The organism is Methylophaga sp. UBA3603, from assembly GCF_002375335.1.
Classification (GTDB): domain Bacteria; phylum Pseudomonadota; class Gammaproteobacteria; order Nitrosococcales; family Methylophagaceae; genus Methylophaga.
Genome location: NZ_DFMC01000007.1, coordinates 22,379 through 44,408 on the forward strand (window position 1 = coordinate 22,379; position 22,030 = coordinate 44,408).

The 22,030-nt window shown below is 44.4% G+C and carries 20 protein-coding genes; all 20 read right to left on the bottom strand.

Annotated features, from left to right (window positions below):
- Positions 1–34 precede the first annotated feature (34 nt).
- Positions 35–499: a chemotaxis protein CheW gene (locus B4F66_RS03810; RefSeq protein ID WP_292356285.1), complete on the bottom strand. Its 465-nt coding sequence runs from the start codon at positions 497–499 to the stop codon at positions 35–37.
- Complete coding sequence (locus B4F66_RS03815; RefSeq protein ID WP_292356283.1) at positions 496–2,388, bottom strand: chemotaxis protein CheA; 1,893 nt, start codon at positions 2,386–2,388, stop codon at positions 496–498. The genes B4F66_RS03810 and B4F66_RS03815 overlap by 4 nt, the downstream gene beginning before the upstream one ends.
- A 12-nt stretch (positions 2,389–2,400) precedes the next feature.
- Positions 2,401–2,763 carry a response regulator gene (locus B4F66_RS03820; RefSeq protein ID WP_292356281.1) on the bottom strand — a complete coding sequence of 121 codons (363 nt, stop codon included), beginning with the start codon at positions 2,761–2,763 and terminating at the stop codon, positions 2,401–2,403.
- Between the two features lies 1 nt (position 2,764).
- Positions 2,765–3,082, bottom strand: coding sequence for an STAS domain-containing protein (locus B4F66_RS03825; protein ID WP_292356279.1), 318 nt, complete (start codon positions 3,080–3,082; stop codon positions 2,765–2,767).
- A 136-nt stretch (positions 3,083–3,218) separates the two neighbouring features.
- Positions 3,219–3,662, bottom strand: a complete 444-nt coding sequence (fliJ, locus tag B4F66_RS03830) for a flagellar export protein FliJ (RefSeq protein WP_292356277.1) — start codon at positions 3,660–3,662, stop codon at positions 3,219–3,221.
- 37 nt (positions 3,663–3,699) lie between these two features.
- Positions 3,700–5,118, bottom strand: coding sequence for a flagellar protein export ATPase FliI (fliI, locus tag B4F66_RS03835; RefSeq protein ID WP_292356275.1), 1,419 nt, complete (start codon positions 5,116–5,118; stop codon positions 3,700–3,702).
- Entirely contained in the window at positions 5,105–5,791 is a 687-nt protein-coding gene (locus B4F66_RS03840; protein WP_292356273.1) for a flagellar assembly protein FliH, read from the bottom strand. The genes fliI and B4F66_RS03840 overlap by 14 nt, the downstream gene beginning before the upstream one ends.
- Complete coding sequence (gene fliG / locus B4F66_RS03845; RefSeq protein ID WP_292356271.1) at positions 5,778–6,788, bottom strand: flagellar motor switch protein FliG; 1,011 nt, start codon at positions 6,786–6,788, stop codon at positions 5,778–5,780. The genes B4F66_RS03840 and fliG overlap by 14 nt, the downstream gene beginning before the upstream one ends.
- The gene (gene fliF, locus B4F66_RS03850) at positions 6,788–8,479 is read right to left on the bottom strand and encodes a flagellar basal-body MS-ring/collar protein FliF (protein ID WP_292356269.1); all 1,692 of its coding nucleotides are present in this window, start codon (positions 8,477–8,479) and stop codon (positions 6,788–6,790) included. The genes fliG and fliF overlap by 1 nt, the downstream gene beginning before the upstream one ends.
- Positions 8,480–8,508: 29 nt before the next feature.
- A complete protein-coding gene (fliE, locus tag B4F66_RS03855; protein ID WP_292356267.1) occupies positions 8,509–8,841 on the bottom strand; it encodes a flagellar hook-basal body complex protein FliE in 333 nt (110 codons plus the stop codon).
- A 41-nt stretch (positions 8,842–8,882) separates the two neighbouring features.
- The gene (locus B4F66_RS03860) at positions 8,883–10,268 is read right to left on the bottom strand and encodes a sigma-54-dependent transcriptional regulator (RefSeq protein WP_292356265.1); all 1,386 of its coding nucleotides are present in this window, start codon (positions 10,266–10,268) and stop codon (positions 8,883–8,885) included.
- Positions 10,265–11,452 (bottom strand): sensor histidine kinase, encoded by a 1,188-nt coding sequence (locus tag B4F66_RS03865; RefSeq protein WP_292356263.1) that lies wholly within the window; start codon positions 11,450–11,452, stop codon positions 10,265–10,267. The genes B4F66_RS03860 and B4F66_RS03865 overlap by 4 nt, the downstream gene beginning before the upstream one ends.
- Before the next feature lie 127 nt (positions 11,453–11,579).
- Positions 11,580–13,067 carry a sigma-54 dependent transcriptional regulator gene (locus B4F66_RS03870; protein ID WP_292356261.1) on the bottom strand — a complete coding sequence of 496 codons (1,488 nt, stop codon included), beginning with the start codon at positions 13,065–13,067 and terminating at the stop codon, positions 11,580–11,582.
- A 140-nt stretch (positions 13,068–13,207) separates the two neighbouring features.
- Positions 13,208–13,525: a flagellar protein FliT gene (fliT, locus tag B4F66_RS03875; RefSeq protein ID WP_292356259.1), complete on the bottom strand. Its 318-nt coding sequence runs from the start codon at positions 13,523–13,525 to the stop codon at positions 13,208–13,210.
- A gap of 6 nt (positions 13,526–13,531) precedes the next feature.
- On the bottom strand, positions 13,532–13,921 hold the full coding sequence (gene fliS, locus B4F66_RS03880; RefSeq protein ID WP_292356257.1) for a flagellar export chaperone FliS: 390 nt from the start codon (positions 13,919–13,921) through the stop codon (positions 13,532–13,534).
- A 29-nt stretch (positions 13,922–13,950) separates the two neighbouring features.
- A complete protein-coding gene (fliD, locus tag B4F66_RS03885; protein WP_292356255.1) occupies positions 13,951–15,312 on the bottom strand; it encodes a flagellar filament capping protein FliD in 1,362 nt (453 codons plus the stop codon).
- A gap of 47 nt (positions 15,313–15,359) precedes the next feature.
- Complete coding sequence (locus tag B4F66_RS03890) at positions 15,360–15,761, bottom strand: flagellar protein FlaG (RefSeq protein WP_292356253.1); 402 nt, start codon at positions 15,759–15,761, stop codon at positions 15,360–15,362.
- Between the two features lie 67 nt (positions 15,762–15,828).
- On the bottom strand, positions 15,829–16,662 hold the full coding sequence (locus B4F66_RS03895) for a flagellin N-terminal helical domain-containing protein (protein ID WP_292356252.1): 834 nt from the start codon (positions 16,660–16,662) through the stop codon (positions 15,829–15,831).
- 186 nt (positions 16,663–16,848) lie between these two features.
- Positions 16,849–17,685 (bottom strand): flagellin N-terminal helical domain-containing protein, encoded by an 837-nt coding sequence (locus B4F66_RS03900; protein WP_014707546.1) that lies wholly within the window; start codon positions 17,683–17,685, stop codon positions 16,849–16,851.
- 161 nt (positions 17,686–17,846) lie between these two features.
- Entirely contained in the window at positions 17,847–22,022 is a 4,176-nt protein-coding gene (locus B4F66_RS03905) for a glycosyltransferase (protein WP_292356248.1), read from the bottom strand.
- Positions 22,023–22,030 lie beyond the last annotated feature (8 nt).

Consider the following 22,030-nt stretch of genomic DNA (forward strand, 5'->3'; position numbering starts at 1 on the left):
CAATAATTCGTTTTGTCCCTTGCCCAAGCATGGTTTAATTCTGTCCCTGTAGCAATTGCTCAAATAAATTAGCTATATCAAGTAAATGAATCTTTTGTGAATCATCATTCACACTATTTATCAGACACTGATGTGTGGATGAGCTGGATGCCATTTCAGCAAGCTCTGAGTGGTACATTAGAATCGTCACGTCGGTAACACTAAGCCCCAGTAGTCGTTGTGAATCCAATGGATGATGTAACAAAACCAGTAATGGACAGTTAAATTGATGATGGGTGACGTCAACTTCAATCAATTTATTCATATTAACGACCGGCACAATCGCATTGCGAACATGCACAACACCAGATAACCATGAGTTCGTTCCAGGCAGTCGTAATACATTTTCCAACGCCAGAACAGTCGTAATACAATGGACCGGCAGCGCATATTGCTGATCTTCGATAACGATCAGCTGGTAAAGATCATTGTCCAAAGGCGAATTAGCAGACGATTTCATTGCTCACCGGCAATCGTAAGGGACATCAACAGCTTGCCAGGCTCGAGCAGTAAAGCAATATTTCCATCATTCAGTATTGCGACGCCCTTGACTCCATTTACATGACGATAATGCGGAAGTAAGGACTTAACAAGCAGTTGAGCCTGTTCAGCCAAACTGTCTACCTTCATTGCAAAAACATTGTTTTCAGTAGTCAGTAAAATGATAAAACCGGACTGATCATCTGTTTCCTGTAAAGGCAACTGCAGGAATTGGCGAATATCAATCAATGGTACTTGCCGGTTATCATCTGTGATAAACCACTTTTTGCCTCGATGCCAGACTAACCTGCTGCTATAAGCAGCATAGCTATCCAGCACACTTATTAATGGCAATGCCAGCGTTTGTTGATCAACATTAATGAGTTGTACATCCATTAACGCCTGATGAACAGGTATGTACAGGGTAAAACAGCATCCTCTGCCATGGCTCGAAATTAACTCAATTCGCCCTCCCATATCGGTAATATGTTGCTTCACAACATCCAATCCGATACCTCTTCCGGAGATTGCATCTGCTGATACTGCGGTGGAAAAACCTGGTCGAAATACCCAGTCACTGAGCAGTTGTTGATCAAGCTTACTCCCCTGCAAATTGACCCCGAGCTGTTTTGCTTTGGCCAGGATCTTTTCTTCAGCTAAACCAGCTCCGTCATCACTGAATCGAATGATTAGTTGCTCATCAACTTGTTCAGCAATAATATGGATTTGACCTTTTACAGGTTTGCCGGACTGCTGGCGAAGCTCGGTGGGTTCAATTCCATGAGCGAATGTATTTCGCAAAAGATGGGTTAATGGATCTATCAACGAATTGACGATCATGCTATCCACCTCAATGGGCGCGATATCCATATTCAACTGGATTGGTTTATCGGTTTTATTCGCCAGATCAAATGCCATCCGGGGTAATCTTGCAAAAGCATCGGCCAAGGGACGCATCGAAATATGTAACAGCTGTTGTTGCAATAATTGCTGTTGATGCTTCATCGCCTGATTACGACGCGTTAAACGAATTTTATCCGTTTGATTTAACTGGTTAGTAAGTGCAAACGTCTGCTTTAACTGTGTCTGTAATGTATGCGAAACGGTTAATAATGCTTGCAGATTGGCCTCGCTCATTTTGTATCGATTTGGCTCATTGACTCTTTTGGTCTGCGCTAAAGCCAATACTTCTACCGTGAAATCACAGACATGTTTTACCCAGTCAAACTGCGAAATAATTTGTTGGTAACTCACTTCCGCGGTAAGTGTTATCTGCCAGCGCAGGTAACATTTATACAGGTCAAAATCTGCAAAATCGGGTAATTTATCAGTGAAGACGGAGACCTTTACCGGACCAAACTGGCGTAATACTTTGATAATTCGTAATGGATCATGGCCGTTTTCAAAAAACTGTGGATGTGGGGCAAAATCGATTTGCCAGACCGAACCATTCATTTCCGGCACAATCGGTGGTTTACCATTATTCTGTTTCGGCTTATCCAGACGATTTATCCCAGCAAGGCAATTTGCCAGTTCTTCGTCCTGTAATACTGGATCTGCATCAGCTCCACTTAAGCATTGCCGGCAAAAGTCAATTGCCGCCAGTAGTCCGTCCCTGTCATGGCGGGTAAGTTGGCGGTTTTCCGTCAGAATATTCTCGATGGCATGACAAACTTTTGCTATTGCTTCATTTTCGAAACTGGCGGCAGTCCCCTTGAGAGAGTGCAATAGTCTGAGAGTATCTTGCCAATGGGCATCGCCGCTGGTGGAACTCTCCAATGACGTTAAGAGCCAATCCTCTATTTGGTTTAATGTTTCCAGAGCTTCCTCATGAAAAGCAGCTGTGGCAGAGGATAAAAGCGGATGCATGGCAATCGAAAATTAATTAAGCAGTGAGTTGATAGTGTCGACCAACTGTTCAGGATCAAACGGTTTTTTTAACCATCCACTGGCGCCTGAAACACGGCCAAGATTTTTTTTGTCTTCATCTGTTTCCGTTGTTAACAACAGTACCGGAGTAAAGCGGTATTGCGGTAACAGGCGCAGCATCGTTATGAATTCAGGTCCTGTCAGTTGCGGCATATTAAAATCACTTAATACCAGTTCAAATTGCTGCTCAGTTGCCATATCAATGGCCTGTTTACCATCTTCTGCGCACACCACATCATGGCCTGAATTCTGCAAAATAATCTGCAACATCTGTCTGAGCGAGGGTGAATCATCGACGACTAGAATCCGGGCCATGTTAGTTATTCTCCATTGAATCATTTTCGGCAACTGATGGCTGATCGGTCATTTTAAAAGATAGACCGGAAAGACTTACGGCATCCTGAAAGCTATCACTCATCACAGACCAGTGAACCTCAATATCATATTTCTCTGCCTGTTGCTGAAATTGGTAGAGTAATTGTAACGCCGCGGTATCAATACGTTGCAAACGACTGACATCAATAAATACGTTATTTCCTGCCAGCAGAATTTTTAAACAGTGCAAATACCATGACTCCAGCTGAGTAATGTTTAACTGTTCTCCACAATCAAGTTTTTCCGTTGTATTCGTCATATTTATAGCTTTTTTAATTACATTTTTTGCCGCAATACAATAATGACCGGACAAAAATGTCCGCTTGTGAGTTTATACAACCAATGTCGTATGCAAATTACCACATAACAAATCTAAGCAGAGACTATGCCAGGGTTTATTTATGTTTGCGTGCCCAGAGCATAGCGGTATGTTCATCTGCCAGTCGCTGCTCCAGTTTATGCTGACGTTGCTCGTCTTCTTTTTGATAGCGTTCTTTGAGGGATTCAATAGATCGTTGTTTATTTTTGGCTTCCAACCATAACTGCCGTTGTTTTTGGGTCTGCATAAAACACTGTTCGACGTGGCGCTGTTGCATTCGAATAGCGTTATCTAACTGGGCAAGAAATGATCTTAAGTCAATTGCTTTGCGAGCACTCATCTGTAAAGCATCGCCTTGTCGGAATTGCTGCAGGTACTCTTCGCGATAACGCAGTAAATCATTAAGCTGATGTTTTTCTTGCTCAAGCACGTTGTTGGCCTGAACCAGACTCTGCATGGCTTTATCGGTCTCGCGACCGGCCATTTCAATCACCGGTATCAGTTTGCTTGCCCGTGTCATATTGCTTTAGCACCCGAATCCGTCTTGTTATCCAAAATTAGAATTTACGTTGCTCCGCTGTCATCAGTTGTCCATTTAGTTGCTGTGAATTGCTCATCTGGCCAAAAGCCAGTTTTTGCAATGACTGCAGGCTACTGTTCCAATCATGCGCCACATGCATGTCCTGTTTCAACATTGCTGATAACGCTGGAAAACGATTAATCGCTTCATCAATTTGCTGATCGCTTCCTACCTGATAAGCACCAATGGTAATTAAATCCTGATTCTGCCGGTAAGTGGAATAGATTCGCTTGAATTGCTGGGCCAGCTGCAGTTGTTTGGCATCGACAACCTGTGGCATGACACGACTGATCGACGCTTCAATATCAATCGCCGGATAATGCCCGGCCTCAGCTAATTGTCGGGATAAAACAATGTGTCCATCAAGTATGGCACGAGCAGCATCGGCCACTGGATCCTGCTGATCATCACCTTCGGTAAGCACTGTATAAATTGCGGTTATTGCTCCACCACCGACTTCACCACTGCCAGCACGTTCAACAAGTTGCGGCAATAACGAAAAAACCGACGGAGGATAACCCTTGGTGGCTGGCGGTTCACCAACTGCCAAGGCAATTTCACGCTGAGCCTGGGCAAACCGTGTCAATGAATCCATTAATAACAAAACCTGCTTACCCTGATCGCGAAAGTATTCTGCAATACTGGTTGCCAACATGGCGCCATGCAAACGCATCAAGGGTGAGTGATCGGCTGGTGATGCGACAACCACGGCACGCTTTAAGCCTTCTTCACCCAGAATATCTTCAATAAACTCTTTAACTTCACGTCCCCGTTCACCTATCAGGCCCACCACGATCACATCGGCTTCAGTAAAACGCGTCATCATACCCAGCAATACACTTTTGCCGACGCCGCTCCCGGCAAACAGCCCCATCCTCTGACCACGTCCAACCGTCATTAATGTATTTATTGCTCTGACGCCTACATCCAGATGTTGTCTGACCGGTGCACGGGATAGTGGATTAACTGTTTTGCCATGTAGAGGGACTTTATCTTTTACGTTAAGCGGCCCACGTCCATCAAGCGGTTTTCCGGCACCGTCGACAATTCTACCCAGTAAAGCGTTACCAACGGGTACCTGAGAATCACTACGGATCGGCCTGACCCGGGCATTAGGGACTAAACCACGAATGTTGCCGGTAGGCATTAAATACAGTGTTTCATCATGAAACCCTACCACTTCCGCTTCGACAGGCTCTCTGCCAGGAGCATGAATTTCACAACGACTGCCAATTGAGGCTTGAAATCCAACGGCCTCAAGCGTCAAACCGACCATTCGGGTCAATCGTCCTTCCACGGTAATAGGTGTTTCATGATCGGCTGTGAGTCGCTCCAGCTGATGTTGCAACCTGTCATGCAAAGGTGTTGATTGGTTTGGCGATTCAGCTGGGTTCATGATGGTTGTCTTGACTTAATAACCGTGAAATTAAATTATTGAGTCGGGTTTCAACGGTGGCATCAATGGTGGTATCTGCCGTCACCAACTTGGCTCCCCCACGGCTTACTAGCGGATCCTCGTACCATTGCCAGCCGGTATCTTCATCCAGTTTCAAGCCGTTTTTTACCAGCTCCATATCTTCAGGGTTCAGATAAACTTTTAGCTGGCGATCACTGACGGGTAATACTGCAAGCGCTTCGCGCACAGCAGTCAAAACCAGTTCAGGGTTTTGCTGGAGTTCGTGATAAACCATTTGCCGCACCAGCAGACTGATCATCGACAGCAAATCTTGTTCAACAATTGAATCAACGCTCTTAAGCGGATTATTCAGAGTGTCAATCAAGGCTTTCCATTGTTGAGCCTGTTGCAGAATATCGGCTTCCCCGGCTTTCAATCCTGCTTCATGACCTTGCTGGTAACCTTCATCATAGCCCAGCTTAAAACCTTCTTCCTGTGCGGCCTGCTGAACAGCTTCCAATGCTTCAACAGTTAAAGGGTTGGTATTTTCAGCTTCAACATCCGACACCGATACCACGCGAGGAACTTCCCATCGCTCATAGGCATTGGCGAGTTCTTCGGCGGATAAAACGTTGGCATGTTGGGTGGTATAAAGATCATCAGATGAAGTCATCACCACCACCGCTACCTAATGCAATATCACCTTTATCGGATAACATCCGTGCGGTAGACAAAATGGATTTTTGCGCGGCCTCAACATCACTGATACGCACGGGTCCCATCGCTTCAAGATCATCACGTAGCATTTCTGCTGCACGCTGGGACATATTTTTAAGAAACTTCTCTTTGAGATTATCATCAGCGCCTTTAAGGGCAAGCTGAAGCTGATCGGTTTGAATTTCACGCATTAATGTTTGCATGCCACGATCATCCACATCAATCAGATTATCAAAGACAAACATCAAATCCTCGATATTCTGACCGAGATCCGGTTCGGATTCTTTGATTTTTTCCATAATGGCTGCTTCACGACTACCCTCAACAAAGTTAAGAATATCGGCAGCTGTTTTAGGCCCGCCAACGGTGGCAGTTTGTCCGCCAGCGTTACCGCTGAATTGTTTTTCCAGGATTTCATTCAGTTCATTCAGCGCTGCTGGCTGCACACCATCCAGTGTTGCCACCCGCAGTAAAATCGAGGCCTGATCACGTTCCGGAAACATACCAAGTACCTGAGCAGCCTGATCGGGATCCAGAAACGAACAGACTATCGCGACTATTTGGGGATGTTCCAGTCGTATTACTTCATAGATAGCACGAGCATCCATCCATTTTAACTGTTCCAGACCATTGGTATTACCACCGGAAAGAATCCGGTCAAGCAAACCTCCGGCACGTTCTTCACCCAGGGCTCCAACCAGCATTTTCCGCACATAGTCATGAGAACCAATGCCCAGACCGGTTTCTTGTTCTACCGTGGTGACAAAACTGCCTAAAACAGTCTCCACCTCACTACGCGTTACATTGTTCAAAGTCGCCATGACCTGACCGATTTTCTGAACTTCTTTCGGCCCCATATGCTTAAGCACCTGCGCAGCATCTTCCTCACCTATTGAGCGAAGAAATACTGCGGCTTTTTCAGTACCGGTTAATTTACGGGGTTGTTCGGCCATTATGCATCACTCGCTGCCCAGTTTTTTACGACCTGCGCTACCAGCGCAGGATCCTGCTGTACTAAACTGCGAATATTAGTCAAATGCTGTTCAACACGCTCAGAACCAGTCGTCAGTTTAGCAATATCCTCACCGTTTTTACTACTTGCTGCCAATACTTGCTCTGCTGACATTTCATCAGTATTTTCACCGCTCTGGTTGGCTAACTGTTTACTAGGAGATTTATTCAAATCTCTGAAAGCTGGACGTATCAGACCAAATATCAGGAATAACACGACCAATGCACCCAAGACTTGTTTACCCACGTCCCATACCCATGGTTGCTCCCACAGAGGGATACCTGGAAGCGGCTCGGCCTCAATCGGAGTAACAAATGGTGCGCTGACAACATTTAAACTGTCGCCTCGGGCCATATTGAAACCAATTGCGTCCATGACCAGCGTATTAATACGTGCCATTTGTGCATCGCTCATAGGTGTGGCGACAACATTACCCTCAGCGTCGGTAGTGGTCGGTTCGTCGACCAGTACAGCAACGCTCAGCTTGCGAATGTCGCCAGGTGCCAGACGGCTATGACTGATGGTGCGATCAAGTTCGAAATTACGTGTACTGCGACGAGTACTTGAGCCGGGTGTGACCGTTTCAGCTACCACTTCTCCATCTTCACCAACATTTTCCTGTGCTGCTTGTTCCGGTGCGACCCCACCACCAGGAGGTTGATTGGCCAGTGCTCCCGGCACACCCATAGGACCAAGTCCGCCAACGCGCTCTTCTTCAGCAAGTTGTTCGCTGCGTAATGCCGCCAGATCCGGGTTATAACTTTCCTGTGTTTGCTCTGTGACTGTAAAGTCAACATCTGCAACTACCTGCGCACGCACACCGTTCATCCCCACAATAGGCGTTAGGATATCTTCGATACGGCTGATATATAACTGTTCAAGTTTTTGCGTAAATTCCAGCTGCGTATCACTCAACGCCATACTGCTATCACGCTCTGGCTGACTCAATAAATTACCACGCTGATCAACAACGGTGACATCTGAGCTTTTCATATTGGGTATGCTGGCCGCCACCATATGAGTAACAGCGGCAATATGGCCACGCTCCAATGTTCTGCCTGCATAAAGATTGACCACAACCGAAGCAGTAGGTGGCTTACGTTCACGTACAAATACCGATTGCTTGGGGATCGCCAAATGCACACGGGCGCTGCGGACATTCTGCAACTCGCTCACTGAACGGGCAAGCTCCTGCTCCATTGCACGCTGATAGCGAGCCTGCTCAATAAACTGACTGGTGCCAAATCCCTGTTCCTGACTGAGGATTTCCATGCCTTGTGCGCTACTGCGCGGTAAACCTTCAGCCGCCAACCGTAAGCGTAATCCCTGAACTTCTGAAGCCGGAACCAGCAATGCCCCCGTAGTAGGGTCTAACTTATAATCAATTTGCATCTGTTGCAGCACATTGGCTACTTCAGAGGGTTCTTGAGCTTCCATTCCGGAAAACAACACCTGATAAGAAGGTGTTTGCGACCACATAAACACGTAACCGCCAACAGCAATACTGGCCGCGATCGCCAATAAAAACATGATCTGCTTGGTTATGGGTTGGCGGGAAATATTATTTTGCATAACTGCCAACGGGGTGTTTGCAGCAAATGTGTTCGTTTTTGTAGCAGGTGCATTTTCCATATTCAGGCTCTTCAATTAAACCAACGCCATTAAATCGACATTCTCATGACTTCCTGATAAGCCTCAATCAGCTTATTGCGGACCTGGACCGTGGCATCAAACGCCACACTTGATTTTTGGGAGGCAATCATGACATCGGTTAAATTGACTTTGGGATCACCCAATTCAAAAGCCGTTCGTAACTGACCTGCTGTTTGTTGTGTTTCATTTACTTTATCCACAGCATTTTTCATCAGATCACCAAAATCCACCCTGCCACTAGATAAATTCTGCTCAGCTGGCATTGGCATGGCCTGATTAGCCTGAGTTTGCATGGCCCGCATCTGCGTCAGTAACTGGTTAGGATCAATTGCTTTTATCATAATTATCTTCTCGCTTTGTATTGCTTGGTGGGCTGATTTGTTTATGCAGACTTCTTGCCAAATTTTCCGGGAATGGCAATGCCCTGTTCACGAAAACGTGAGATTTTGTAGCGTAAGGTGCGTTCACTTATACCTAATTCTTTTGCAGTCTCCCGGCGGCTGCCACGATGCTTTGCCAGGATGTCGAGAATATGACGCTGTTCGTGGCTGCGTAAATCATCTGCATTATCGAGGGGGCTAACAATCTCGCTATGCTCTGTAATTGGTGCCGGGGTTACCTCGTTAGTGGTTTGCTGAGTTCCTGACATGGCTTCATATGCCAAATCATCGGCGTTAATTACTGAACCGGTTTGTAAAATTAACGCCCGCTGCAGAACATTATCGAGTTCCCGAACATTTCCCGGCCAGCTGTGTTGCGACAGTTTTCTTTGTGCTTCACTGTCGAAATGCGGTGCGACCCGTCCACCATGCTGACAGTGACGTTCAAGTAACTGTTCGGCAAGTGGCACGATATCCTGAGGTCTTTCTCTCAAAGGCAATAACTGCAACGGAAAAACATTCAATCGGTAAAATAGATCCTCGCGGAAACGGCCGGCTTTGACTTCATCACGTAAAGTGCGGTTGGTAGTCGCCAGCACACGAACATCAAGAGAGAGGGTTTTTCTGCCCCCCAGACGCTCCACTTCGCGCTCTTGCAATACGCGCAGTAATTTGGCCTGCAATGAAATATCCATCTCGGTAATTTCATCCAGCAAAATCGTGCCTTGATTAGCCTGCTCAAACTTACCAGCATAGGCTTGAGCTGCCCCAGTAAACGCGCCTTTTTCGTAACCAAACAGAGTGGCTTCAAGCATGGACTCCGGAATAGCTGCACAGTTAATGGCAATGAAAGGGCCGTCCTGACGTGGTGAATGCCGGTGAATAAAGCGTGCTAACACTTCTTTACCCGTACCACTTTCACCATTTATCAGAACGGTTGCGTCAGTCTCAGCAACACGTCTGGCCAATGCCTGTAAATCCACTGATGATTTGGCTGCTGCGACCATGTCATCACTGGCTGGCAGTATTCGCACGTAGCGTTGTACCCGCTGCAATAAATCATCAGCTTCAAACGGTTTCATTAAATAGTCGCAAGCCCCTTCGTGCATGGCTTCTACCGCACTTTGTACAGAACCATAAGCCGTCATCAGAACAACAGGTAATGAAGGCAACATCGCCCGGGCTTTTTTCAATAATGTATGACCATCCATCGGTTGCATCTGCAAGTCGCTGAGCAATAAGCCGATCGGTTCATTAGCCAGTTTATCCAAGGCCTTTTGCCCGTGATCGGTCGACGTAACTTTATAGCCCGCAAGTTCCAGCGTGTCACATAAAGCGGTACGTAAATTGGCATCATCTTCCACTACCATAATCATCGACTGATTCATGATTTCACTCCTGCTTGCATTTGTTCCTGAGAGGTATTAGATGGACGGTAAACAGGCAATCGCAGACAGAATGTGCTGCCTACACCCTGCTCGCTATCGAGCCAGAGCATACCTTTGTGAGCTCTGGCAACAGACTGCACCACAGCGAGTCCTAACCCGGTTCCTGAAGAACGCGTGGTATAGAAAGGCTGCAGTATCTTGTCGTAATCAGCTTCGGCGATGCCCGCACCATTATCTTCAATACTGATTTCAATAAACTGTTGTTGACCTTCTTCAGCATAATCAGCATGAATGGTTATTTTTCCTGTTTCCCCACAGGCCTGCCGGGCATTGTTGAGTAAATTATTCAGTGCACTGACCAAGGCTGGCTGACAGCCATAAATATAACCATCGTTCACCAGATTAATGACATGAACATTGAGCGATTCACTTTCCGGTTGTGCCACAAATTGCTGTACCAGTTCATCAATTAATGCATTCACACTTACCGGCGCAGTGCTATTCATATCACCCCGTGAAAATGCCAGCATATTGCGAACCAGCTGTTCCATATGGCTCAGGCTGTCATGTAAACGACGGGCAAATTTTAATTGTGTAGTTTGTTCAGTCTCAGGTTTGAGAAGAGGCGCCAGATATAAAGTGGCAGACGATAAAGGCGTACGAATTTGATGCGCCAGACGTGCCGCCATTTCCCCCATAGCTGATAATCGTTGCAGATGCGCAACCTTACGTTGTAATTGACGAGTCTCAGTAACCTCCTGCAGCAGGATAATCTGTCCAGGCTCTTTATCCAGCGGGCTGGTTGAAATATGTACCAGTCGACCATCTGCCAGTGAAACATCATGCCCATCATCTTCTCTGGGCTTGAACGCACGTTTGATAACATCAATCCAGCGTTGACCTGTCAACGGTTCGCCTAATAAATTAATCGCTACCTGGTTACAATCCTGAACCACACCCATTCCATCAATGACCACGACACCGCCAGGAATGACGGCAAGCAAACTGCTGAGACGATCTGCAATGCGGCTCTCTGAAGCGGATGTTTTTTGGGAATTTACCGGTGGTGTCCACAAAGGCTTATGTTCAGCGATATCAACCACATTACGTTTTGTTGGTTGTATTGCCTTTAACGCAACTTTATTTTCACTGTAAGGTGAGGATTCAGGCCATTTGAGGTTCATCTAATTTTGCTCCACTAAAGGGTTTCCAATAGTGAGCTAGCAAAATATATGCCCTATTTTTTATTCTTTATTTTTCAATATGTTATATTAAATAACTTTATTTCAGAGTCAAATTTCAGGCGCTATTTCAGCTGATTTCAATATCCCGTTGAATACCGTATTTTCGCATCTTTTCAACTAACGTCGTTCGGCGCATTTTTAATCTACTGGCTGCATGAGCTACAACCCCAGCCGCTTCATCCAGGGCCTGTTTGATCAGCAGATATTCCAGATTGGCCAGATGTTCCCTTAAATCCAAGCCATCTTCAGGTATGGTATCCATACTTAACAGCGCATCATCAGATTGCTGAAAACCATTCGCTGAAGCTGAAGCATCACTACCATTCGCTTTGGAGGATACTTTAAGCGCAGTGGGTGAGTGTGGCTGGGAATCAATTGCCGATGTAATAACTTCCGGGAGTGGTTCACCCTCAATCTGGTATTTCTCTGGCAGGTCATCAAAGTCTACCGTGCCGTAGGGATATAAAATGACGAGTCTTTCAACCACATTTGCCAGTTCCCGAACATTGCCGGGCCAGGTATAGCGGCATAATGATGCGATGGCCGTCGGAGTAAAGCGTACAGCTCCCCGGTTCTCATGTTCTATTCGCTGTATAAGCTCATGAATCAATAATGGAATGTCTTCAGGCCGCTCGCGTAAGGCAGGCATCTCAATAGGAAAAACGTTTAAGCGGTAAAACAGGTCTTCTCTAAAGCGGCCATCACCTATATGAGTTTCGAGATTACGATGGGTCGCGGCAATCACTCTGACATTGGCTTTTTGGGTTTTATTACTGCCTACGCGTTCAAAGGTTCTTTCCTGTAAAACTCTTAATAACTTAACTTGCATAGGCAGGGGCATATCACCAATTTCATCAAGAAACAGTGTTCCGCCTTCGGCCATTTCAAAACGACCTTTACGAGCAGTTATCGCACCAGTAAACGCACCCTTTTCATGGCCAAATAATTCGCTTTCCAGAAGTTCGCCGGGAATAGCACCGCAGTTTACCGGTACAAAAGGTTTATCGCGACGTGAGGAAAAATAATGCAGGTTGCGGGCAACCACCTCTTTACCCGTTCCAGATTCTCCTAAAATCAATACATTGGCTTCTGAATCAGAAACCTGATGTATCATTTTCTGAACCCGTTTCATCTTTGTACTGTTGCCCACCAGCGAACGAAATAACGGTTCTGTCTCAGCTTGATTATCAGCCTGGTTCCTGTAAACCGAAGCTTGTTGGATTGCATTGTTTAGCTGAAGGTATTTGATGGGATAATTTAAGCTGCCGATGGAGCCGGGAAATTCTCTGATTAAAGCTTCTGGATAATCGAGTGTAAACACCGGGATCCTTGCTTCATGATTAATAAGCTCACGTAATAACTGTTTTGTCGGGCTAACACCACCACAATCACCAACCAGCGCTAAAGCAATATCATTCAAATCATTAACGCTATCAAACCAGTTTTCCATATCATTCACCACGACAGCGTGGCAATTTACGAACGCAATAAGCGTGGAAAGTGTTTCTCGGCGTTGTGGGTCAATATCTATCACCAAGATATTACACGCATTCATAACTGCTCCTGAAGGCAAGCTCTTTCTGAACCTGCTGGTATTACGTTAGGGATTTAGTTAATTCAAGTTAAGCACTTTGCAGTTAGTTGTCAAAAAAATGACACTGTAAATGGGAACTTTTTCAGAAACAAGCGCGCTAACTAATTGGATTGATAAGCCGTTACGGCTTTATGGGTGAATTTTGCATTACGCATTTGAAGTTGTAGAGACTGTTTTCCTTCCTGGCAATGCGCAATCAGTTCATTGTTGGTGTCGATAAGTGTTTGCAGCAATGTTGCCTGGCCTTCAATTTCTGGAGAATCGTCATCTAATGGAAATATCGACTGCAACAGTATTTGCCTTTTTTTATCAATTTCTGGCAATTCATTCCATTGTTTCTGCTTAGCCATAGCCAGCATATTTTGAGTAAGTTGCACCGCTTGGTGCAGGGAGTTAAGTTTATCGCTGAAATGTGTCATAAATGATTAGTGATAATCAGCCGGAATATTATCCCAACCAGCTTTCACTTCCATTAAAAGGCTGCTGACTTCATCCAGAATTGCAACATCATTACTAACATTTGCTTCAAGCAAACGTCGCCCCATATATTCGTACAAGGCATCCAGGTTAGCAGCAACTTCACCACCTTTTTGAGCATCAAGGCTGGTTCGTAAGCCTTGGATAATATTCATGCCCCAAGTAATCTGCCGACTTTTTTCAGCAATATCATTTCGGTCGATACATCCCTTGGCGGTAGCAATTTTAGATAGCGCCCCCTCCATTAACATCTGAATAATACGATGCGGTGAGGCAAAGTTAACTTCTGACTCTACGGCTCCTCGACCATAACCTTCCAGTGCTTTTTTATTGATCATGTTTTGCATCATCCTAATTTCGCTCTGTGTTACTTATTATTATTCAATGAAGCTAATTGTTGCGTTAAAAAGCTCGACGTATTATTAAGGCTGCTCACCAGAGTATCAAGCGCAGTAAATTGAGCTCGGATTCTGGCTTCTACAGAAATCATTCGATCTTCCATTCGTAAAATCTGGTCATCAATTCCCTCGACTTGAGTCTTCAGACCGTCTTCACGAGCATCAATCAATCCATCGCTGGCTAACCAACCATTGGCAAGGGTTGATAGTTTTGCTGCAAACCCACCATTCTCTGAGGCAAATAAATTGGTAAAAGATTCAAAATCGGTATTCATAATTTCAGTAATACGATCCGAATCAACCTCCATAACGCCCTGTTTATTGATTGAGACACCCGCTTCTATCAGATAACTAAAAGAGGAACCGTCAATTGATGAACCAGCATTTAAAACATCAAAAATTTGCCGTTCTAACGATAAAAGAGTGCTATCAGCTTCCAGCTGTCCATCGCGTTGCTTGTTAATTTCTGTTCGTAAAGCATTGAAGGCAGCTGCAAAGGCTTCAACAGATTCGAGAATTTTCTCATCATCCCGAGTTACACTTAACGTTGATGAGCCTATAGAAGCAGCATTGATAGTCACACCATCAATAGCGCCCGTAATTGTATTGGTGCTACTACTGACATTAAAACCGTCTATCCGGATAAGGGCATTTTGAGCTGAAGAAATGGCCGCCCGAAATTCCACTCCGCCTTCTGGATTATAGGCTAAGGCAGATAGACCAGCTTCATCAGTATTGCCACCATCACTGTCTGTTACACTTATCCGCAGAGCATTATCTGTTCCGGTTTCTTTAGAAGAGAGAACCAGACGAGCACCATCGTCACCAGTAACAATTGTCGCAGAGACACCGGTGTTATCAGCTGCATCATTAATTGCATCACGTATACCAGCCAAAGTGTTATTGCTACTATCAATTGTTAACGCAAAACTCTCAGATCCAATATTGATATTAAGCGTACCCTCACCAACGACGGTGTTGGAATCGGTGTAGGCTTGGGTAGCAATTTTATCCCTTTCTGCCAGCCTAACCACCTCAATATTGTAATTTCCAGCAACAGCACCATTTGAAACTGAACTGGTAAAAACAGAATCACTTCCACTAGTGGCTTGATATACCTGAAACTTCTCAGGTGAATTAAGATTAGCCATTGCTGATTGAAAATCAGCAACTTTACTCTTTAGCGAGCCATAAGCACTTATCTGAGCATTAATAAATGACTTTTTAGACGTTAAGTTGTCGATAGGCTGACGCTCAATCTCCATCAACTTAGTGACAATATCGTTTACATCTAAGCCAGACCCGATGCCTGGTGCTTGTATTGTAGCCATGATAACGCTCCCGATTAGTGTGTAATTTTAAGCAAATTACACGCCAATCAAACTCTCATCTCCAGCAACATGCCGCGATATTCTTCCAAAGAGCTACGAACGACTAATAACTCTTCAGCGGGTATTTGTCTGATTAATTCATCCGTTTCAGAATCAATCACTTTAATAACCGTATCGCCACTTTTATCATCTACTGAAAATTGTAAAGAACGATTCAAGTTTTGCATGTAGCTATTAAGCTCAACTACTCTCTCCTGAATCGCTGCTAATTGCTCTTCCGTGGCTTCCAGCTGTTTGGATAGCATCTTCGGTTGAGCCAATGGATTGACTCGTTGTGTTGAAGCAAGCCCTGAAACAACTTCAGCAGGAACATTACTGCCCTGCTGAATATTGCCAGAATTTGGTAATGACAACGAATCAGTTTTAACTGTTAAATCGTTGGTAGTCATTCCTTCATCCTCCAAGAATATCGGGTAAGCTTTTCCCGGCTATTTGCCGGGAAAGCCTCCCGGTAACTTATCCGAGTAATGAAAGTGCTGTCTGAGGCAGGGTATTAGCCTGCGCCAGGATTGAAACACCAGCCTGTTGCAAAATTTGCGAACGCGTCAGGTTAGCTGTTTCAACAGCAAAGTCAGCATCTTGGATACGGCTCCGTGCTGCAGTCAGGTTTTCTGCATAGTTTTGCAGGTTAGAGATAACCGCTTCAAAACGATTTTGCAGAGCACCGTATGTGGCACGTGATTGGTTAACAGTATCCAGAGCGGTACTCAAGTTAGCAAGTGCTCCAGAAGCCGCACCAGCAGTACTTACGTCAATTGTACCTGTTGCCGCCAAATCAGCTGAATAGCCGGCAATAGCAGTCATACTAACAGTTGATACCGACAATTGATTTGTTGCAGCACCACTTGCACCGACTTGGAATGTCAATGAGTTGGCAGCACTCAGCAGACCATTACCGGCAAATTCAGTAGTCTGAATAATACGTGAGATTTCTTGAGTTAACTGGTTAACCTCAGCTTGGATACCTGTACGGTTACCGGTGGTGGCGTTGGCAGACTGTACCGCTAGCTCACGGATACGTTGCAAGTTATTACCAATTTCACCTAATGCACCCTCAGCAGTTTGACCGAGGGAAATACCATCAGATGCATTACGAACTGCTTGGTTGGTACCACGAATATCACGAGTCAGCTGTTCAGCGATGAACAAACCGGCTGCATCGTCTTTCGCGCTGTTGATACGCAGACCAGATGATAAACGTTGCAGTGATTGATTCAGACTGCCTTGTGATGCTTCAAGATTACGCTGTGCATTTAATGATGCCAGATTCGAGTTAACAATAACCGCCATGAGAATTCTCCTAGGCTTTTAAGGGCATTTTGCCCCACTAAACATGGCGGACAGACTGTGGAAAACCCAGTATTTACCGCCTCCGAAATGTTTAGCGACCTGCGATTATTTTTCTTTAATCTTTTTTTCAAATAAACCAGAATCCACCCAAAGCATGTCTTTCCAGGAACTTTGAAGCCATCATAATTAGCCCTGCAATAGGGTTAATGCACTCTGTGGCAAACTGTTGGCCTGTGCCAGAATTGATGTACCTGCCTGCTGCAGTATCTGAGCACGAGTCAATCGGGCTGTTTCAGCCGCAAAATCGGCATCTTCAATCCGACTACGTGCAGCAGTCAAATTCTCGGCATAATTCTGCAGATTAGATATAACGGCTTCAAATCTGTTCTGCAAAGCACCGTAGGTTGCACGAGTCTGGTTAACCGTATCAATATCAGTTGATAATCCTGATAATGCTGCAGAGGCATTTGACGCATCACTAACATTGATTGTTCCGGTTGCAGTTAGGTCTAATGAATAACCACCAATACCGGTAATATTAACCGTATCCAGAGTCACTTGGTTATTTGTTGAACCACTGGCACCAACCTGGAAGACCAGAGAGGTTGCCCCACTTAATAGCTTGGTTCCACTAAACTCAGTGGTTTGAACAATACGCGAAATTTCCTGGGTCAACTGATCTACTTCTTTTTGTAAACCGCTGCGATCACCAACCGTTGCGTTTGACGCCTGGATAGCAATTTCACGAATCCGCTGAAGATTGTTGGCTACCTGGCCTAACGCACCCTCAGCAGTCTGTCCTAATGAAATACCATCTGCTGCATTACGAACAGCTTGGTTTGTTCCCCGAATATCTCGAGTAAGTTGTTGAGCCACAAAAAGACCAGCAGCATCATCTTTGGCGCTGTTAACTCGCAAACCAGAGGATAAACGTTGTAAAGCTGTATTCAGATCATTTTGCGAAGTGCTCAGGTTACGCTGAGCATTCAAAGATGCCAGATTACTATTGACGATTAGTGCCATAACACTCTCCCTAATTGAGCGATTCTATTCAGAACCTGCCGGCGTTCCGAACAGGTATGAATTCAACTAAGCAGTGTTCGTGCCAATAATCTTTATTTTTTCAATATGGTAAGCGTAAACCTAGAAAAATAAAGGGCCAAACTGGCCCTATAGATTTGGTATTAATTTCTTGTCAGAGCCTCAAGCCATTCATCCAGATGATCCTCAAGCATGTAATGCTTGAGAACCCATGCCTTTAACGCTGAACCGGCATCAGCTAATGCCGCTTTATCGGCCAATATTTGCCGGATTGCCGCCACCCATTCATCTACTTGATTTTGCACATAAATAACTGGGGGATTGTTGGTACGATACGGATAAATATCGGTACAGATAACCGGCCAGCCTAATACTCCATACTCTAATAACCGTAGATTACTTTTTGATTCATTAAAAGGATGTAGTTCCAGTGGCGCGATAGCCAGATCCAGATTCAAGCTGGCAAGTTTTGCAGGGTAATCGGCAATTGGTACAAAATGATGATACTCATGGACATAAGGCTTAATATTTTCTGGACACATGCCCATAAATATCCAATCCACCTCATCTGCAGTCGCCTTAACTACTTCAAACATTATGGCCAGATCACCTTGATGCTGCTGCGCGCCAGCCCATCCCACACGTGGCTTGATACCTTGGTTAGATAGTGAACTAAGTGATAGCCATGGTTCTTTTGGTAGTCGATTAGGAACCACTCTTATATCATCAATCATTCCAACACAAAGGTCTGCTAAAGGTTGTGTAGAGACAATTAAACGATCTGAGGATTGTAATGCACGGCGCATCCTAGATTTTGCGTCAGCAAAATGACGCTTTATTTCTTTATAGGCTGAACTCTGCTCCGGCACGTTAGTAAGTAAATCATCAATACTATAAACCCGGAAAACCTCGGGTAAAAATTCTTTAAGCTGGTCTAATTGTTTAAGTTGGAGATCATTTAAAGCGGCATGAAACACCACTGTCTCCGGTGCAATGCGAGCATATTCCGAGATCATAATCGGTTTGGTGAAATTATGATTAAATCGATAATATTCACATTGTGCCAATGCTGCATGACTAAGAGCACTAAAAGGTTGAATCACTCTGTAATCACCACTTCCACCAGCTAATGGCAGCCCAAGCACACGATTTCTATCATGAAAATTGGTATCCCAATTAGTGGGCATTTGGGCTTCGATTTGGATTTCTCTGGTTGCAAGAGTCAAATGACGGTTAAAGTAAGGATCATTGGCTATCTGAGGAAGCCACTTTTTCAACATAAATGTTTTTTCACGCAGAAATCTTCGGGAATTTTCGTCAGCTCTTGGAGAAAATTCGCTTATTTGACTGACACTTCCGTGATGGACTAAGACTGTATAAGGAGTCCAAGTCACTAAGTATCCCTTTTCCCGTACCTCTAGACATAAATCAATATCGTTATAGGAAATAGCCAGATTTTCCTCGTCCATCCCCCCGACATCATCATAAATAGATTTTCGAATCATCAAACAGGCAGCTGTTACAGCAGAAAAGTTTTGATCTAAATGTGCGCGGTCCATATAGCCTGATTCGTGTATATCCCGCACTCCTAAGAAAAGATGATCCGCAACACTATCCATGCCCAAAATAACACCCGCATGCTGCACTAATCCTGACTCGGGGTAAACTAAACGTGCTCCGACAATGCCAACATCCGGCCGTTGTGCATGTCTGACCATTCTATCTAACCATTCGGCGTGCAAAATTTCCGTATCATTATTTAAGAACAGTAAATATTCGCCGTTTGCCTCTTTTGCGGCTAAGTTGCTTATTGCTGCATAATTAAATGGGTAGGGATATTCCAGTCGCCTAACCCGCTCACCGTAGTTTGCTTGAAGCACATTAATATATTCCAAAATATCTGGATCTTCGCTTTGGTTATCGACAATAATCAGCTCAAAGTTTGAATAAGTCGTTTTCAGAAGCAGAGAATCAACGCATGGTCGGAGATACTCAATTTTATCTTTTGTTGGAATAATGATAGAAACTAGAGGTGATACAGGCCACTCATACTCTACTCGAACGCTATTTTGTGCCAGCCCTGGTTCTAGGTATGCATTTATACCCAAACGCTTTAAATGCTGTTCTACAGCCATCTGCATTGTGGGTTGGTTCATTTGCCCTTGAATCGTTTCTGGAAGGTGAATCAACACATCACTAATATGACCTATTGCAGAAGATCCTAACAATTCAAAGGCTTTAAACGTGAGGCCATAATTTTCATGCGCAGGCAACATGTCAAATCCGCCTAAACTTCTGAACAGGTTACTCTCGCACAGCACTAAACCTGCATAATCTTTGCTTCTCAACATATCGAGATTAAAGTCCGGCTTAAACCGTGGAGTGTGCCTTGTTCCATTAGCGGAAATTAAATCATCATCGCTGTAGAATAATTTTTGCTGTGGATATTGATCAATATAGTCTCCCATACTCAAAAATGTATGCGCTTCAAACTGCACACCTGCCGGTACAAACATGGCCCAACCATCTGACTGCTTCATTATCAAATTATTCAGAAAAACGTATGGGTCTTGTTCAGCAGGGAAACTTTGCCACTCCAACACATCCAGCTCATCAAACATCACATCGGGTGCAAGTCCATCAGCAATAACCGTTAGCTTCCAATTGTGATAGAACTGTTTTGCAAGTGAGTCAATGGTATTCGCTAAAAGATTTTCCTCCCCCTCAAACATAAACATATACAAATGGAATGTTGGCTGAACTGACCAACTCATCATTCTTTCTGCATGAAGTTGGGCATCAATTTCTAGTAAGGCATGATTTTTAATCCAACGTTGATAATCAATATTTAACTGCCACTCATAAATTTCTGATCGGAGTTGAAGTGCAAGGGCTTTTTGCTCGACGATCTGTTTGTGATCAAGCAGGGCTTTCATTAAATCATGGAGCTCAACGGCATCCTCAGGACTGATTGCATTTTTATAGCGCTGAACAATTGCATCGAAGGCCGCTTTACACACAGTGATTAAAAACAGTTCTCTATCTTCTGCAGAAGAGAAAATATTTCTCCTCTTTTCCAACATTGACCGTGCAAGTGACAGTAATGGTAGTCCCGTCTGATTCTGTACAGGAAAAAGTTGACTGTTAATCAGGTCACGGATTTTTTCCGCTTGAGGGTTGATATGCTGCGGTTGAATATTTTTAAAACAAAACTGACAAATTTGCTCAATTTCCTTTAGATTCAGCAGCTCCTCACCTTCAGTGGATAAAATATCAAACAGCAATTCTTTCAATGCGGATTCAGTGAATTCATAGCCTAACGATTTCATCCAGTTGACTAAATCAGCCTCTTGAAACAACGTCAACTGAGCATAGGTAGCCACTTTAAGTAAGACCACAAGCACGACGCGTTTAATGTTGTCTCTTTTGGCTTCAATGGGCACCCCAAAGCTCTCTGCATAACGTTGACCTTCTGTATGGGTCAACCAGTCAGCCGTGTTCAATAAGCTCCCCGGAGAAAGTTTGAACATGGAGGTTGCAAGTGCCATAAACACATTTATATAGTTGGGATTGGGGGTTGTTTTGATATACCAATGACGTTCAGCTGGCTCTTCCAAAAAAGCCACACTGTTTTGCACATGTAAGGCTGTCATTTGAGCGTCATGTCGTCGCCAGACACCACCCATTGTGCCGGTATAACAGCCGATACCATATTTATCTTCTAGTAGTTTCAAGACAAATTGTTCACCTACTTGCTTTAATGGTGACGCCACTAAAGCCTCATATCCATATTGCAAGCATTCGGTTCGGAACGCCGCCATATGCAAGGGAACAAAGTTGAATATAGTCAGGAAAGGACCGATAAAAAGAGGGCCGGAACGATCCGGGGAAAACGGAAAACGATTGTGATCGTATCGCGTTTTGGTTTGCTCTATATATTGTTGCCAGTTAAAAAAAACAAACGGACTTTCAGGATGAATTTTAAATTGCTCAAGTGCATCCTCAACAAAGTTATGCTCTAGAAAATCATCAGCCTGAAGGAAGGAAAAATATTGGCTATTCGCTTGTCGAATTGCATAAATGCTATTTGCCGTACCACCAATATTTTTTTCATGGACAAACAATGACACTCGAGGATCTTCAAGATAGGGTTCGATCACCTCAAACGTATTGTCGGTTGAACCATTATCGTAAATCATTAACTTCCAATGCGGGGAAGTTTGATTGATAACCGACTCAAGTGCCTCACCTATAAAATGTCCATAGTTATAACTGGTGATGCCGATGGTTAATATTCCGTCCTGCTTTATTGTTGTCATTGTTTCTT